The sequence below is a fragment of the Candidatus Kuenenia sp. genome, from assembly GCF_027493735.1.
Classification (GTDB): domain Bacteria; phylum Planctomycetota; class Brocadiia; order Brocadiales; family Brocadiaceae; genus Kuenenia; species Kuenenia stuttgartiensis_A.
In genome coordinates, this window is sequence record NZ_JAOSKF010000009.1 from 12,221 (window position 1) to 28,737 (window position 16,517).

A 16,517-nucleotide genomic window follows, 5' to 3' on the forward strand; every position below is an offset into this window, starting at 1 on the left:
ATTGGATAAAATTATCCTGGAGGCTGATAATGAACATATCACATGAAAATAGGCTCTTACTCCATTGTCTTCAGGCAAGCATCTCAGGGAATACAGGAGAGAAAATTAAGGATGTAATAAACATTCCGTTAAACTGGGAAGAGGTTTTAGCTTCTGCTTTTTGGCATGGTATCGCCCCATTACTGTATCACAACTTAAAGAATATCAGTAAGAGACATTGTATACCTCAAGAGGTCATGGCTCAGTTGAGAACGGCTTATCATGGAAATTTAGCCAGGAATATGTACCTTTATGCGGAATTAAAGAGGATTTTAGAGACATTTTGTGATAAAGGTGTGAAAGTTATTGTTCTAAAGGGCGCGACTTTAGCGAAAACTGTTTATGGCGATATTGGTTTACGGCAAATGAATGACATAGACCTTCTCGTTAAAAAAGAAGACCTTCTTTGTGCAGAGAAAATAATGTCCGGATTAGACTATCGTTTCCAGGGTGAAATGCAACCGGATTGGTACAGAGAAAATCACCAGCATATAAGTTATGTTCATTCAGATAAGAATATCCCGGTGGAGATTCACTGGCACATAGCAAGGAAGGCACACCCAGTAAGAATTCGTATTATTAATGACATTATTGAAAGGTGGTGGGAAGAGGCCAGAACGATAGAATTTTCTGGCAATAAAGTACAGATACTCAGTCCGGAGGATTTAATTACTCACCTCTGTCTACATTTTTTAAAACACCGGTTTATAAATCAAAATGGAGGTTTTAGTAGCAAAGGTGCACTTATCCAGTTGTGTGATATTTTTCAAACCCTTAAATATTATAGAGATGATATTGATTGGGTAAGGTTTAAGTCTGAAACCGAAAAATACGGAATAGATACCCTAATGTATACTACCTTTTCCATTGTAAGGGAAATCATGGGGGAGCACGATGACGTTTTTCATAATGCCCTTAGTAGCTTTAAATCAGAGGATTTAAATAAAGAATTAGTGCGGCTTATCAATAAAAGAATACTTATCAGAGAAGATACTCTTCCCGTCGTTCCCGGTAGTTTTATCAAGTCACAAATCGCGGATACATTTCAAACGAAGGTGAAGATTCTCTTTAAAGAAATATTTCCACATCCAAAAGTTCTCTCAAACAGGTTTTCAGTACCTTTGTCCTCAAAGAGGCTCTGTCTATACTATTTAATTCGTCCCTTTCGCCTCATTTTAAAATCCGGAAAGATAGTACTAATGATCCCACGAGTTAAGGAAGAGGTAATCCTTAATACATGGATAAATTCTCAAGTCTGTCCAATCGTAGATGACTAAACCAGCTCAAGGGTGGTAGTTGGGCGTTCTTTTTCTATCAACTGACAGCTATCTACTGCTATAATTTACTGAGATGTTCCAAATAAAATGCTAATCAATCACTAAACTCAGGGAAAGGCATACCGGATTTGAGAGGGTATCAATTTTTATAGATACATTATTTTAGAAATGGAGTTGATTATGAAAAAACTAGTTATGGCTTTATGTTTTTTAACTGTCGTAATTAATTGTGTAATTGGGGGGCAAGTGAACGATGTGAAGGGAATCTGGATTGACGTAAGAACTGCCGGGGAATACAAGTCGGGACATATTGAGGATGCTATAAACATTCCATATAAAGAAATTGGAAGGAAAATTGAGTCGGTTGCAAAAAACAAGGATGAAAAAATTTTCCTTTATTGCGAAAGCGGGAGGCGGTCTGGTATTGCAAAAGAGATTCTGGATAAAATGGGATATCTAAATGTAATAAATGCAGGCGGCTATGAGGAGATCAAAAAAAGGCAGAATAAAGCGGAGTGAAACTCTCGAAAGGCAATGGGAATATATCGCCTTTGGCGGGGTTAAAATAACTTGGCTACAGCAACGGCAATAGTGGTACAACCGGCTACGATTGCAAATATCTTCATAAGCAAATCTGCGTGCGAAGCCCTTATGCGAAACTCAAGGTTGACAATCTCATTACGGGTTTCCAGAAACCTGAAGTCAATTTCGTTACGAAGGTCTTTAAACTTAACGTCCACATCGCTACGGAAATCTTTAATTTTGACATCCACATCATTACGAAGAACATTAAATTTTACATCCATATCGTTACGAAGAGCATTAAACTGGACATCCATCGCATTAAATTTGACGTCCATCTCATTAAATTTAATGTTAAGAAAATCCTTAAGGTTTTGCTGTCCGTTAACATGCGATTGTTCAAGGGTCTCTGTAAGAACTTCCGCTTGATCGTGAGTAAACCCGACAGATTCAAACTTTCGTATATTCTCTAATTCTTTCGTTATAGGCATGGGCACATTATACAAATATCATGAAACATTATCAATTTTTTATTTTACCAATCCCTTAAGGCCTTACCAGGAATAGAATTTGATAGATCACCTCTCAGGAAGGATAGAGGAGGATTTGTTCATTTATAAAGAAATATAAGTTACATAATTTCTTAACAAATCAAAAATACGAATTTACATTGATGAAGAAGGGCGTTTTCAATTTGACATATTAATAAAATATAAGTACCATTGGCACTTTGTTATTTTTTGAAAAGATGAACTCTGGAATCTTGCTTTAATTCAAGGTCTTTGTGTAAAAACAATCGAAATTACCGCTCATAAAGTAGATTAAAATATCCATAGCATATTAATTTTCCAGCTTCATTCTGATTATGTTGATGTTTCCTAAAAATGTTTTCTCCAGAAGTGTTACCATAAATGGATATTAAAAATATTGATGCAGACATATTAATTATCGGCGGAGGTGCGGCCGGCTGCTTTGCAGCAATGCAAATTTATAAAAAATCTTCCCGCTGCAAAGTGGTTATCATGGAAAAGGCACATATTGAACGCAGCGGTTGTTTGGCGATGGGGCTTAATGCTATTAATGCGTATATTCATCCGGGACAAACCCCTGAATCATACGTTGATTTTGTTGCGAGGGAGTTTGAAGGGGTTATACGGAAAGATTTAGTCCTTACCATGGCGGAAAGATTTAATGACGTGGTAAAGGAGGTGGAAGCGTTAGGGCTGCCTATTGAAAAAAATGATGACGGCTCTTACAAAAACCGGGGAACGCGCAGTATTCGCATTTTTGGCGAAAGGCTGAAGCCTATGCTTGCTGAAGCGGTGAGGAAAACGGCGGCTCAGGTGTTAAACCGCGTCGTTGCGACAAATTTTATCTATAATGGAAAACGGGTTTGTGGTGCGTTTGGTTATGACGTCAGGGGTGGTAATTTATATGTAGTTCGGGCAAAAGCCGTTATTGTTGCTACCGGAGGAGCTGCCGGGATATATAAACCTAATAATACCGGCGGCGCGAGGCATTTGATGTGGTATTGCCCATGGAATGCCGGGACGGGCTATGCAATGGGGATTCGTATTGGCGCCGAAATGACAGGTTTTGAGAACAGGTTTATCCCTTTGCGCGTAAAAGACGTAAATGCCCCTACAGGCACAATTGCGATCGGTGTTTGTTCAAAACAGGTTAATGCGCTGGGGGAAGACTATCTTGGCTGCCATTATCAGCATTTGGGCGGAAGAAAATGTTTGACTCAACACAGACTTTTTGCCACGCTTGAGGAAATGAGGGCATGCCGTGGGCCTTGTTATCTTGACACAACGCACCTGAATGAAGAAGAAGAAAGGAAACTAAAAGAAGATTATTTGAATATGAACCCTCAGATTGTTCTTATGTGGGCAAGCGAAGGAATGGAGCCGCGAAAAAAACCCGTTGAAATACGCGGTACGGAACCTTATGTTGTGGGTGGTCATTGCCAGGCGGGATATTGGATTGATACGGAAAGGAGAACTACCATTCCAGGGCTTTATGCCGCTGGCGAAGCCGCCGGTGGGGCTCCTAAAAAATATGTCAGTGGCTGTTGGGCTGAAGGCGCTATTGCGGCGCTAACGGCGCTAAAAGACATTGATAACGTCTCTTCAGAAGAAATTGACGAAAATAGTATTGAAAAGGAAAAGGCAAGGATTTTTAATTTATTAAACAGAACTAACGGGATAACACCATTGGATGTGAGAGAACGGCTTCAAAAAATCATGGATGAATATGCCGGGGGTATTTCCTTTAATTACATGTTGCATGAAAACAGATTGCTGGAAGCCCGGCAATTGCTGAAATGTTTGCACAACCATACAACGGAGTTGATGGCGGCGGATAGTTACAACCTCGTAGAAGCCTTGGAGTGTATCGATCGGATTGATGTTGCCAGGACATTGGTGGAACATCTCATTTACCGGAAGGAGACCCGATGGGCGTGTTATCAAACCAGATTGGACTATCCCCAAAAAGACGATAATCGCTGGCTTAAGTATGTAAATTCTGTCTATGACGTTGAAACAAATGAAATAAAGATGAAAGAACGGCCCTTACAATAATGAGCATTTTTATCGACAAAACCATCTGCAATGGCTGTAAAGGATTACCGGAAGCACGCTGCGAACGCATATGTCCGGGAAATCTCTGCTACCGTACGGAAAATATGAAAGCGGAAATACGCGACCAATCGGCTTGCTGGACGTGTGCTTGCTGTGTAAAGGAATGCCCCGTCCAGGCAATCGAACTGAGATTGCCGTTTCAGATTTGCAGCGAAAGCGCCTCATTAAAAGCACGGATGACTAAGGATAAAACAATCTGGACAATCTGGAATTCGCATGGGAAAAAAGAAGAATTTGTGATAAAGGTAAGGAATTAATTTTATCGCAACAATTTTAGTTCCTTATAAAAGCAGGTGCAAAGCAGGAGAAATCGCATACATTTAAACAGTTTTGAAAGGAGAAAGAGTGAACTATGGTCAAGAACATCCCTCCACATGGGGGTAAACTTATAAACCGGATAGCTTCCGCAGAAGATAGAGAAGTGTTGTTGGATAAAGCGAAAAATTACGCCATGAAAAAAATCCAACTCGATTCCCGTGAAATAACGGACCTCGATATGATTGCAGTTGGCGCAATGAGTCCGCTTGAGGGGTTCATGTGCAAAGAAGATTATGATACTGTTGTGAATAATATGCGTCTGGCAAACGGACTCCCTTGGTCTATTCCCGTGACGTTATCGGCGAGTAAGGAAGAAATTGAAGGGCTTAAGCCCGGGAATGATGTTGCCCTTATCGATAAAGCAAATGAAGTAATTGCCATATTACATTTGGAAGAGATATTCCATCATGATAAGACGAAAGAATCGCTTGAAGTGTATGGAACGGACGATAAAAAACACCCCGGTGTTGATTATGTTTACAAGATGGATGATTATCTTCTTGGCGGTAAAGTGAGTGTTGTTAACAGGGCAAAACCCGGAGACTTCCTCGCTTACAGACTCGATCCTGCCGAAACAAGGGAGTTGTTTGTAAAAAGAGGCTGGAAGAGAATTGTCGGTTTCCAGACGCGCAATCCCGTTCACAGGGCGCATGAATATATTCAAAAATGTGCTCTTGAGATTGTTGACGCCATCCTTTTGCACCCACTGGTAGGGGCGACAAAAAGCGATGATATCCCTGCAGACGTCAGGATTAAGAGCTACGAAGTTCTTTTAGAAAAATATTATCCGAAAGACCGCGCGATGTTGTCCGTCTTTCCTGCGGCAATGAGGTATGCGGGCCCGCGCGAAGCAGTTTTCCACGCGCTGTTGAGAAAAAACTATGGCTGTACGCATTTCATTGTGGGAAGGGATCATGCAGGGGTCGGGAATTATTACGGGACGTTTGACGCACATTATATATTTGATGAATTTGATGCGCATGAAATAGGAATTACTCCCCTCTTTTTTGACCATACATTTTATTGTAAAGCGTGCAATGGTATGGCGTCTTATAAGACATGTCCGCATGACTCAGCAAATCATGTCATCTTAAGCGGCACTGAGGTGCGAAGAATGTTAAGCGAGGGAGAGGCGCCTCCTCCAACCTTTACAAGGCACGAAGTTGCAAAGATATTAAGTGAATATTACCAAAGTACACGGTAACGATTAAATCAGACAAAACAAAAGGCTTGAAATTGATACAAAAACCTGCTAATATCCTTTCTGCTTATTGGGAAATAAGGCAGTATCATCTCTTGAATGCCTTTCAATAAGCAATATACAATTAGTTGAAAATACTGCAATTTTGAAAAATAAAAAACATCTTTTAAGGGGCCGTAGCTCAATTGGTTAGAGTACCAGACTGTCGATCTGGATGTTGCGGGTTCGATTCCCGTCGGCCTCGTTTTTTATTTTTTTACATGCCTAAAATCCTGACAAACCGGAACCAAACAAACATAAAATTCAACACAAATTCAAAACATCCAACAATACAAAGCTTGAAAATGAAAGATATGCTTGTTTAACATTTCAAATCATTTTGTCATTAGAATTTGTTTCGTATTTAGTAACACTTTAGTTTTTTGAAACTGTAGGGGCGAAGCATTTGCTATAAATTATCATAAATGCATTCATACTCGTACTGGCAAATGCTTCGCACCTACTGGAATTTTCAAAAAACTAAATTGTTATAGGATTTCGTATTTCACCAATAAATATTTTGCAAAAAAGCACGCACTGACGAATGGAAGTATGCAAAGAAATTACTGTTAAGGTACTAACAGAGCATTTATAGAAATATATGAGGATTTATGTGTGAAGAATCACGAAGTTGCATTACTCTTCGGAAAAATTGCTGATGTACTGGAACTGAAAGGCGAAAATACCTTTCGTATCAACTCTTACCGCAAGGCGGCAAGGGTAATAGAGGACTTAACGGAAGATATTGAAGCCCTCGCAAGGGACGATAAATTAACCAATATTCCCGGAATAGGTAAAGGCACGGCAGATAAAATTATTGAATATATTACAACGGGAAAAATGTCAAAATACGAGGAGGTTGCAAAGGGGATATCTGAAGAAACGGTCGCACTCATGCAGATACCAGGTTTAGGGCCAAAGACGGTTGCGATGCTCAATAAGGAATTGGGTATTGTGAATCTTGTTGATATAGAAAATGCAATCCGGGATGGGAAGTTGAAGGGTCTGTTCGGTATTGGAGAAAAAAAGATTGAGAATATCGTAAAAGGCATAGAATTATACAAAACAAGCCAGCAACGCATTTCCATAGGGATGGCATATCCGATAGTAAAGAGGATTATTGAACGATTAAAACAAAACCCAAAGGTTAAGGAAATACAGGCTGCCGGTTCTTTGCGAAGGATGAAGGAAACTGTTGGCGATATTGATATCCTTGCAACAGGAAATGATGGGGCAGAAATAATAAAGTCATTTGTCACCATGCCGGAAGTGACGCAGATACTTGCCTCCGGAACTACAAAGGGAAGCGTCAGACTGGAAGAGGGCGTTCAGGCGGACCTGCGAGTGGTAAATGAAGAGGAGTATGGGGCTGCCCTGCAATACTTTACCGGGTCAAAGGACCATAACGTTCATCTCCGGGAACTGGCAAAGAAAAAGGGTTATAAAATCAGTGAGTATGGCATTTTCGAGGGAGAAAAGAAATTAGGCGGAAGGCATGAATCTGATATTTACAAAATATTGGGGATGGATTGGATTCCTCCGGAATTGCGGGAAAACAGGGGGGAAATTGAAGCCGCCATTGAAAAAACACTACCCAAATTGATCGAGTATTCCGATATAAAAGGCGATCTTCATAATCATTCCAATTGGAGCGATGGGCACTGCACCTTTGAGGAGATGGCGGAACATGCGATGAAGAGGGGATATGCATATATGGTGGTATCCGATCATTCACAATCACTCCATATAGCAAACGGTTTAACTGAGGAAAGATTACTTAAGGAAATTGATGAAATAGACAAACTCAATAAAAATTTAAAAGGCTTTACATTATTGAAAGCCTCTGAGGTTGATATCAGGACGGATGGTTCCCTTGATTTTTCAGACAGAATGCTCGAAAAACTTGACGTAGTGATAGCGGCCATACATAGCGGTTTTAAACAGGAAAAAGAGAAGATTACGCAAAGAATGATTGCCGCCATACAAAACCCATTTGTCAACATTATCGCACACCCAACGGGACGCCTTATCAGCAAACGCGTTGGGTATGATGTTGATATCGAAAAAGTTCTGGATGCATGTGCGGAAACCGACACGGCGCTGGAGATTAATTGCTATTATGACCGGCTTGACCTGAATGACATATATTGTAAAAAGGCAAAAGAGAGGGGAGTGAAGATAGCTATTAGCACCGACTCCCACCACACAGATCAAATGTGGATGATGGAACTGGGAGTAGGAATTGCCAGAAGAGGTTGGCTGGAATCGCAAGATGTGATAAATACGTTTTCGCTGGAGAAATTAAAGTCCTTTTGTAAAAAGAAACGAAAGCATGGGAAACGTACTATGTAAAGGGATGCGATGAAATGAAACGAAACGAAAACATCGGATAGTATTATCCGGTAAAACCTCTTTTTTAAAATAAGTTTTTTGCCACCCCTTAATACATTCCTTCGTAAGCTGGGGAAAGAGGAGGGGGGGGATTCTGCGGTTCAAAGGCTTTATGATTGGTTTATCCCAGAGGTGTTCAATTCATGCGATACGATAAGGAGGTATTATTTCCCAGAAGGAACAGCAACCTGTTTGTTTTTCTCATAATCATCAACAACCTTTCTTTTAAATATTAAGTATTTAAATCTCTGTTCCTGATGGATCAGTACAAGTTCCCATCCCTCATCACCTGAAGCATTAAGCAATTCTTCAGGGATTCCCACAGTAGTGATACGCGCCACCTTGTATTCATATTTATCTCCTGCATATGCATCCCCGGCAAAACAATTACTCGCCTTGCTCCCTGGCATTGATAAAAAAAATACAAATGCAAGAGTCAGCAGTAACGGTAACAGGTAGTTATGCATATTCATCGTTCCGATTCCTTTCTGTAGAAAGTCTTATAAATAAAACAATGGGGGTATCCGCTTGACTCAAGTAGATACAACATATAGTATAGGTGGGTATAGAAGATTACCCACTAAAGGCTGTTAACATTGAACCAGTGAGCCAGTAAAGGGACGAAATATTCGTGGTGACCGATTACATACGTAAACCACAAGATATGGCTCTACTTGAGTCAAGCGGATACCCCCATAAAACAATTTTGGTCTAATGCATGAAGTTATGATGGGAAATAAAGAACTCTTTCAGGTATAACCTGATTGGTTCCTGTTTTTGTTTAGTACGGCTAACGTCTCGCATAAGCAACCACCACCTGTGCGTAACGCTTGCAAGAAAGGCTTGAAGCGGCAGCCTCAATAAATATTAAATCGCATAGTTATTGGTGGTTGGCTTAATGCGCTTGTTAGCCCTTTTTATTAATCATACGCTCGTACTCATCGTGAGTACCTATCCAAACCCAAATATAATCTTTACCATCTTCAACTGAAAGTGCCCTATGATTCATTCCGACTCTGGCTGACCAAAGCACTCCACCTTTTTTAAAATGAAGAGATGGATGCGAATGGTTCTTTTTGAGAAGCTCAAAATTCTTCCTAGCTCTCTTTTGAACAAGTGGTGGAAGATTCTCAAAATATTTCCAGAATCGATTTGTTGTCCGATGCATTTATAGTTCTTTAAGCTTTCCCTTCGATTTTTCTTCAAGGGCTTCCTTAATCAGGAAATCCAGCGTTCCTGCTTCTGAATCCGCTAAAATCTGATTATCCCATTTTTTCCAGTCTTTTTCCGAAAACCACTGCCTCAATTGTACATAATCATTCTCTGGAAGGGTTTCTATCGCTTCTTTGATTTTGCTTACTGTTGACATTCTGTTCTCCCCTCAAATTCAAGGTTATTGTTTTTAGTAGTATAGCACGTCACATGAATAATAGAAGTATTGTTTTTTGGGCTAACGCAGAAATCAGCGGCAGCGGTTTTTGCCGTCCGCTGTATTGAATTGTTAGGTGTTTTCTATTTGTGATCCTTGTACCTTATTAAGTTAGAAACTTTTTACCAATCACCCCTTCATAAAAAACTAACCCTACAGATTCTTCACAAACTCATCAATATCAATCTCTGCATCTCTAAGAGAGCCCCTTAGGGTATATCTATCGACTTCGTCATGAAAGGGGAAGACTATCTTCCTACCACGGCGCTGTCAAAGTTTTCCATAAGCGCATAATATACAAAGATATGTAAAAAAACGTGGACATTCCCCTAAAATATTTTATATTATAGGGCATGAACCAGCATACAACACCAATCGATAACACACACAACGAACTACTTTATTCAATTACCGTTCGTCCTGTTTCACAAAACGACCAGGCAAATTGGGACACACTGATGCGCCAGCATCATTACCTTGTATTTCGTTCTCTCGTAGGAGAATCAATTCGCTACGTAGCGGAATCACAGGGACAATGGCTTGCCTTGATCGGCTGGGCTGCCGCAGCATTAAAATGTACCGTTCGCGATAAGTGGATTGGATGGCCGCCATTTTTAAAATCGCAACGACTGAAACTCATAGCAAACAACTCACGTTTCCTGATCCTTCCTCAGATACACGTACCAAACCTTGCCTCCCGTATTCTTTCTCTTAACCTTAAGCGCTTATCACAAGACTGGACTAAGGTCTATGGGCATCCAATCTGGCTTGTGGAGACCTTTGTCGATCCTCGTTTTTTTAAAGGCGTCTGCTATAAGGCCGCAGGATGGATTTTTTTAGGACATTCAACCGGTTTTGCCAGATCATCACAAGGCTATCTTCTGCACAATAAGCCAAAGATGGTCTTTGTTCGCTCATTGAAAGCACAAGTCCAAAAACAACTTAACAACCTTAATCTTACCATACAATTAAGAAAGGAGACAAAGCCTATGAAATTATCTTTAAAAGATGCGGAATTTCTTGACGAATTATTGCAGCAAATCCCTGAACATCGCATGCCCAGAGGCGTTCGCCACAGGAAACGTTCTATCCTGGCAATTTCTATCTGTGCTATCATCTGCAATGCCTGGAGCTTTGCCGCCATTGCAGAGTGGGCAAAGCGTTGTCCGCAAAATATGCTCAAACGTCTCTCCTGCCGTTACAATGCAAAAACGAAACGATACGAACCACCGAGTGAACCTACCATCAGGCGTTTCTTACAGCAGGTGGATGCAGAAGCAGTTGATAAAGTCCTCTCGCGTTGGTTTCAATCTGTAGGTGATAAAAGCCTGCCCATTGCGGTTGACGGGAAAACCCTTTGCGGTGCAAGACAGCCTGACGGCAAACAGGTACATTTGCTTGCCGCTTTTCTTCATAAACAGGGTATAGTTCTCGCACAAACTCAGGTAGACCGCAAAACAAACGAAATACCGATGGTTCCGGTATTGTTTGATGATTTAGACATAAAAGACCGTGTCGTTACTTTCGATGCCTTACATGCGCAAAAGGAAACCGCCCGTTATCTGGTAGAAGACAAAAAGGCAGAATATATATTCACGGTGAAAGATAATCAAAAAACCATAAAACAAGCCATCAAGGAACTGAATCTCAGTTCTTTTCCCCCCTCAGCACGAAACAATTGAAAAAGGCCATGGCCGCATTGAAATCCGCAGGATTTGGACCAGCACCGAATTAAACGAATAACTTGATTTCCCCTACGTTAAGCAGGTATTTTGCATTCATAGAATATTTACAAAAGTCAAGACCGGCAAAAAGACCGAGGAAATTGTTTACGGTATTACCAGCCTGACACAACAAAAAGCAAGTCCCAAAACCATTCTTAAGTTTTCCCGCGGACACTGGTCAATAGAAAATGGACTTCATTATGTGCGTGATACCTCCTTCCGTGAAGACCATTCTCAAATACGCACACAAAATGCCCCAAGGGCAATGGCTTCTTTGAAGAACCTTGTGGTTGGGCTGTTTCATTTTCTCAATGTACCAAATATTGCAAAGACGCTCAGAAATTTTGCGGCAAGACCTTTTCTTGCACTTCAAATGCTTCGCTTGTAATGTAGAGAACAAAAAAAAGCCTTTATTTTTTTACTATCTCTTTCGTTACCACAGGGATACTCCCGTTACATTTTGCTTGTTTTGCTCATTTCTGCAGATTTATATGGGAATTCTATCGTTTTTTACTTTCTTCTCCACTTATTGACGGGAGCTTTTGGCACAAATTCTTGATCCGCGTCTTTCGTAGGGTGACTTTGACGTTGCCGTGTAGGGGGGGTATTCATTGCTTGACGAAAAAAGGTACACTGTGGGTTTGGTATTGCCTGCCTGTTAGTTGATCGCACCTGTCTGCATGCATCGCATAGGCAGGCGTCAGCCGTCTTTATATGCATTACATGTTGTTACTCATTATTTATGATTCGGTGTCAGTGTCAGGACTTTTCTATAATGTTGTTCTGCAAGTTCCTGCTGATCTGAATCTTCATAGGCAATGCTTATTAAACGATGGTATTTTGAATTGTATGGCTGAAGTTCTATCGCCTTTAAAGAATATTCAATGCACTCCTGAGGGTCTTCTTCAATCAATGCGTTTAAAGCATTATTGTAATAATAATGACCGATAATTTTCCTGTATTCGCCATACATCCCCCAAATCGAAATAAAAATAACGGGAACGATAACAAGGATTTTTTTAAACAAAGTATTAAAGAAGAGCGTTTCGGTTTTTGTTTCTTCAAATTTCCCTGAGCAAATAATTCCCAGTCCGATGAAAAAATACACGGAAGAGGTAGATGAGTGCAGGTTGTAACTTACCATCGATTGAGACAACGCAGCAATGCATCCTGCGGCAGGCGCAAGGAATAATAGTTTTGTTTCAGTAGTATATTTAAAAAGAAAATTCCGCAAAATAGCCCTTATAATAACAAAGAGGAAAATGCAAATGCCGCAAAAACCCACGATACCTGTTTCTGTAACCATGTGTAATAATTCGTTGTGTGCATACATGGTCATCCATTTCCATTTTCCCGATTTGTAAAGAGGGTATTTAATAAAATAATTTCCTAAACCCACTCCCCTGACAGGTTCCTGAATCAGCATTTTTGCCGAGTCTTTCCAAAGAGTAAAACGTAAATTATCTTTTCTGCTGATTATCGTTGAAATATGGCGTGATGTTTTTTTGTGTTTAATTGGAATTTTTCCCCATAAAGCGGCAACAGGCAGTGCAAACATAAACGATATGATGCACAAAAAAAAGATTACTCTTTTCTTTGATGAACATAGTGAGACTATTGGGGAAATAGACGAGGTTTTTAATTTTATGCTGAGATAATAAACTGAAAAGAATATGCCTCCAATTATAGTTGAAACCATCGCCCCTCTGCAAAAAGTAAAAACAAGGCTAGCAAGGATATGGATATGCAGGAAATGGTCGTTATTTTTGTTTTAATTGATGAACAATTTACCAGGATTCCAAGGCTCCACAAAACCATGATGGATAAATATTGCGCCAGTATATTTTGATAACCAAAAAAAGAATATATTCTTTTTTTTGAAAAACCGCATGGATAGAAGGAGAGTATTTCAAAATACTCTAACAATGCATATAGTGCGATAAAACAACTTATTCCCATGCAGATCTTTATCAGTGGCAGAAGTATATTTCGGGACCACCTTATTTGTGAAGCCGCAAGGAAAAGAGTGAAAAGGCATGCCCATCTTTTTAATTCATCGAAGCCCTCATGATAATTTGTACTGTATGGAATAGTTACGGCAAAACAGGTGAGTAATAGCAACGTTGCTGAAAAGAGTGAAGATGATAAAGTCGTTAATAATTTGTTCGCAGGGAAGAAAACAAAAATAATTACACCGCATGAAAGTAAGGTAGAAACTGCTCTTTTGGGAAGCAGAAAAGGGTCTTCCGGAGTAAATGGCAAAAAGAATAACGGGGTGATAATTAAAACACTTAAGAGGAGTATATAGTTAAATTTATTGGTCATACCTAAGCTGGCATAGCCAGAACCAAACAAGCACGAAATAAAAAATACGAAACTCGAGGTACGAAATACGAAACAAATCCGAATAACAAAGCATAAAATTCAAAACAAATCCAAAACATACAACAATTATGAAGCACGAAATGCGAGATACAAAAGATGCATTTGCTTAGCATTTCAAATCATTTTGTCAAAGGTACGAACAGAGAGAGCTTTCCTCTCCTATGCAAGGAAGGGATTAAGGGGTGGTTATGAAATAATGCCTCCTTCCGGTTTCTTTCTCCGCAAGATACGGGAAGGAATTTAAACTTTAACGTAGTGCGTCGCATATCTTACTTGTTCACTGGATTTATGGGCAAGATAAAAAAGAAGGTGCTTCCTTTTCCAAAGGTACTTTCTGCCCATATCTTGCCACCATGTAATTCTACAAGACGTTTTGTCAGATGCAATCCAAGCCCTGTACCCTCATATTCTCTTGTAAGCGATGCATCTGCCTGGTGAAATGCTTCGAATAATTTCTCTTTGTCTTCAGGCTTTATACCAATGCCGGTATCAACTATTTCAAATTGCAGAGAGTTGTCTTTTTGGAAAACGTTTATAGTAATTTTGCCATTTTCAGGGGTAAATTTCACTGCATTTGATAGCAAATTATAAAGAATCTGCCTGAATTTTGTTTTGTCAGCGGATAGCAGTGGCGTGTTATCCTGTATATTTGTATGAACGGAAATTCCTTTATTGTTGGCGGATGCGTTTATAATTGTCAGTGTGTCATTAATTGCATCTTCAATGCAAAATTCCTCGTATTGAAGATGCATTTTCCCCGTTTCAATTTTTGAAAGGTCCAATATGTTGTTAATCATATCAAGCAGATGATGGCCGCTGCTGTGAATATCGGTTACGTATTCTTTTTGGTCTTTGCTGAGAGAACCGGCGATTTCGTCACGTAAGACTTCTGCGAATCCAATGATTGCGTTTAAAGGAGTGCGCAGCTCATGTGACATTGTTGTCAGGAATTCAGATTTCAGCCTGTTTGCCTTTTCTAAAGCAACATTTGCCATTTGAAGGTCTGCTGTCTTTTCCTGCACCCTTTTTTCAAGTATTGTATTTATATCCTGCAGCCGTGTTATTCTTATAAAATCAAGCCACGACGCAACGTCTTCATATTCGGCGACATTCAGTCCTCTCTTTTCTTCTTCAGGGGTTACCCGTAATCTCTTTACTTTCTTTAGGCATAAGAAGAAAAGCATGCCCAGCCCGAATGACCACGAAAAGGCGACGATAACGCCTAACGCCTGTATGCCTAACTGATGCATTCTGCTTCCGTTTTCCGCAAGAAGATACGATTTTTGCGCAAATATTGCGACGCAGAGCGTACCTATTACCCCGCCGACTCCGTGCACGGCAATGGCGCTTACGGGGTCGTCGATTTTCAAAGTCTTTTCAATAAAACCTTCTGCAATGATTGCCAGTATGCCGGTAATGAGGCCGATAGCTACTGCGCTGACTGGGGTAACCATATTTGAACTTGCCGTTATGGCAACTAATCCGGCAAGTATCGCAGTGAAGAGACTTCCTGCTTCGATCCTTTTTCTTGTTGCATAAATAAATATGAGGGCGGAAACCCCGGCAGAGGCGGCGGCCATGTTCGTATTCAGGATTACCAATCCGATATTTACGCTCACTCTCAAAAGACTTCCGCCGTTAAAACCAAACCAACCAAACCACAGAAAAAAAGTGCCTAATGTGGCTAGTGGTACATTATGTAACCCAATCCGGTTAGAAGATCCGTCAGGATTGTATTTGTCTATTCTTGGCCCTACCATTATAGCCGCCGCCATGGCAAACCAGCCGCCGATGGAATGTACTACCGTTGCACCTGCAAAATCAATAAAACCCAATTCTTTTAACCAGCCGGTTTGATCGGGGGAAAAGAGATTGCCCCATGCCCAGTGCCCGAAGATTGGATAGATAATGGCAACAATAAATGCGGTACCTGCTATATTGGGAATAAAACCGGAGCGTTCTGCTATGGCGCCTGTTAATATTGTGGCGGCTGTGGATGCAAAGACCATTTGGAAAAAAAAGAATGAATACGATAACGTATTGGGATGCAATGCCAAATCATTTGCGAAGAAAAGATCTATTCCGATCAATCCCATGTAGCTTTTGCCAAACATGAACCCAAAGCCCACACTGAAAAAAACGAGTGATGAGATAAGGGTATCTACGAGATTTCTCAATGCAATACTGATGGCATTTTTGGACTGGGAAAATCCGGTTTCGTAAGAGGTAAAACCCAACTGCATCAAGAATACCATGCAGGCCGCCATAATCACCCACAAATGGTTAATATTTATTTGTATGTTTTCCATAAATTATTTTACTTCGGTGTATTCTTTTCATTACCATTGCAAATTGCCTGAACACCGATGAACGGCAGCAATTCATTGGTGATACGCACGATGGTAAAGCATAGAATTTTCAGAAAATGATCGATTACATAATTTGCTTCATAAGGAGCTGCGGGGGCGGTGCCCCATAAGCGCTAACTTGTTTTATTGACAAATTTTATTCATCATGGTATTTTTATATTAATTATCCCGCTAATCA

Annotated in this window: 13 protein-coding genes and 1 tRNA gene; 9 read left to right on the forward strand and 5 right to left on the reverse strand. The window is 40.3% G+C overall.

Translation table 11 applies throughout. The features are described from left to right. Window positions 1-29: 29 nt before the first annotated feature. On the forward strand, window positions 30-1,316 hold the full coding sequence (locus M5U24_RS06285) for a nucleotidyltransferase family protein (RefSeq protein ID WP_099326782.1): 1,287 nt from the start codon (window positions 30-32) through the stop codon (window positions 1,314-1,316). 180 nt (window positions 1,317-1,496) lie between these two features. Next, window positions 1,497-1,835, forward strand: a complete 339-nt coding sequence (locus tag M5U24_RS06290; RefSeq protein ID WP_230408023.1) for a rhodanese-like domain-containing protein — start codon at window positions 1,497-1,499, stop codon at window positions 1,833-1,835. Between the two features lie 41 nt (window positions 1,836-1,876). Here M5U24_RS06290 and M5U24_RS06295 read toward each other — a convergent pair whose 3' ends face one another. Then, entirely contained in the window at window positions 1,877-2,329 is a 453-nt protein-coding gene (locus M5U24_RS06295; protein WP_164994884.1) for a hypothetical protein, read from the reverse strand. Window positions 2,330-2,749: 420 nt separating this feature from the next. Between M5U24_RS06295 and M5U24_RS06300 the strand changes: the two genes are divergently transcribed. From M5U24_RS06300 to polX, 5 genes are all read left to right on the forward strand, one after another. Then, complete coding sequence (locus M5U24_RS06300) at window positions 2,750-4,423, forward strand: adenylyl-sulfate reductase subunit alpha (protein ID WP_099326780.1); 1,674 nt, start codon at window positions 2,750-2,752, stop codon at window positions 4,421-4,423. Then, window positions 4,423-4,740 carry an adenylylsulfate reductase gene (locus tag M5U24_RS06305; protein WP_099326779.1) on the forward strand — a complete coding sequence of 106 codons (318 nt, stop codon included), beginning with the start codon at window positions 4,423-4,425 and terminating at the stop codon, window positions 4,738-4,740. The genes M5U24_RS06300 and M5U24_RS06305 overlap by 1 nt, the downstream gene beginning before the upstream one ends. Window positions 4,741-4,835: 95 nt before the next feature. Next, a complete protein-coding gene (sat, locus tag M5U24_RS06310) occupies window positions 4,836-6,005 on the forward strand; it encodes a sulfate adenylyltransferase (protein WP_099326778.1) in 1,170 nt (389 codons plus the stop codon). A gap of 167 nt (window positions 6,006-6,172) precedes the next feature. Further along, window positions 6,173-6,246 (forward strand) — tRNA-Asp (locus M5U24_RS06315). Window positions 6,247-6,656: 410 nt separating this feature from the next. Further along, a complete protein-coding gene (gene polX, locus M5U24_RS06320) occupies window positions 6,657-8,393 on the forward strand; it encodes a DNA polymerase/3'-5' exonuclease PolX (protein ID WP_099326777.1) in 1,737 nt (578 codons plus the stop codon). Between the two features lie 203 nt (window positions 8,394-8,596). On the opposite strand, the gene M5U24_RS06325 is transcribed toward polX, so the two are convergent. Further along, the gene (locus M5U24_RS06325; protein ID WP_099326776.1) at window positions 8,597-8,905 is read right to left on the reverse strand and encodes a hypothetical protein; all 309 of its coding nucleotides are present in this window, start codon (window positions 8,903-8,905) and stop codon (window positions 8,597-8,599) included. A 695-nt stretch (window positions 8,906-9,600) separates the two neighbouring features. Further along, the gene (locus M5U24_RS06330) at window positions 9,601-9,801 is read right to left on the reverse strand and encodes a hypothetical protein (protein ID WP_099326774.1); all 201 of its coding nucleotides are present in this window, start codon (window positions 9,799-9,801) and stop codon (window positions 9,601-9,603) included. A 413-nt stretch (window positions 9,802-10,214) separates the two neighbouring features. Between M5U24_RS06330 and M5U24_RS06335 the strand changes: the two genes are divergently transcribed. Next, entirely contained in the window at window positions 10,215-11,543 is a 1,329-nt protein-coding gene (locus M5U24_RS06335; RefSeq protein WP_298201883.1) for an ISAs1 family transposase, read from the forward strand. A 778-nt stretch (window positions 11,544-12,321) separates the two neighbouring features. Here M5U24_RS06335 and M5U24_RS06340 read toward each other — a convergent pair. Then, the gene (locus tag M5U24_RS06340; protein ID WP_320414767.1) at window positions 12,322-13,335 is read right to left on the reverse strand and encodes an O-antigen ligase family protein; all 1,014 of its coding nucleotides are present in this window, start codon (window positions 13,333-13,335) and stop codon (window positions 12,322-12,324) included. Between the two features lie 357 nt (window positions 13,336-13,692). Between M5U24_RS06340 and M5U24_RS06345 the strand changes: the two genes are divergently transcribed. Continuing rightward, the gene (locus M5U24_RS06345) at window positions 13,693-13,893 is read left to right on the forward strand and encodes a hypothetical protein (protein WP_157820741.1); all 201 of its coding nucleotides are present in this window, start codon (window positions 13,693-13,695) and stop codon (window positions 13,891-13,893) included. A 346-nt stretch (window positions 13,894-14,239) separates the two neighbouring features. Here M5U24_RS06345 and amt read toward each other — a convergent pair whose 3' ends face one another. Next, window positions 14,240-16,279, reverse strand: a complete 2,040-nt coding sequence (gene amt / locus M5U24_RS06350) for an ammonium transporter (RefSeq protein WP_164994887.1) — start codon at window positions 16,277-16,279, stop codon at window positions 14,240-14,242. Window positions 16,280-16,517: the final 238 nt, after the last annotated feature.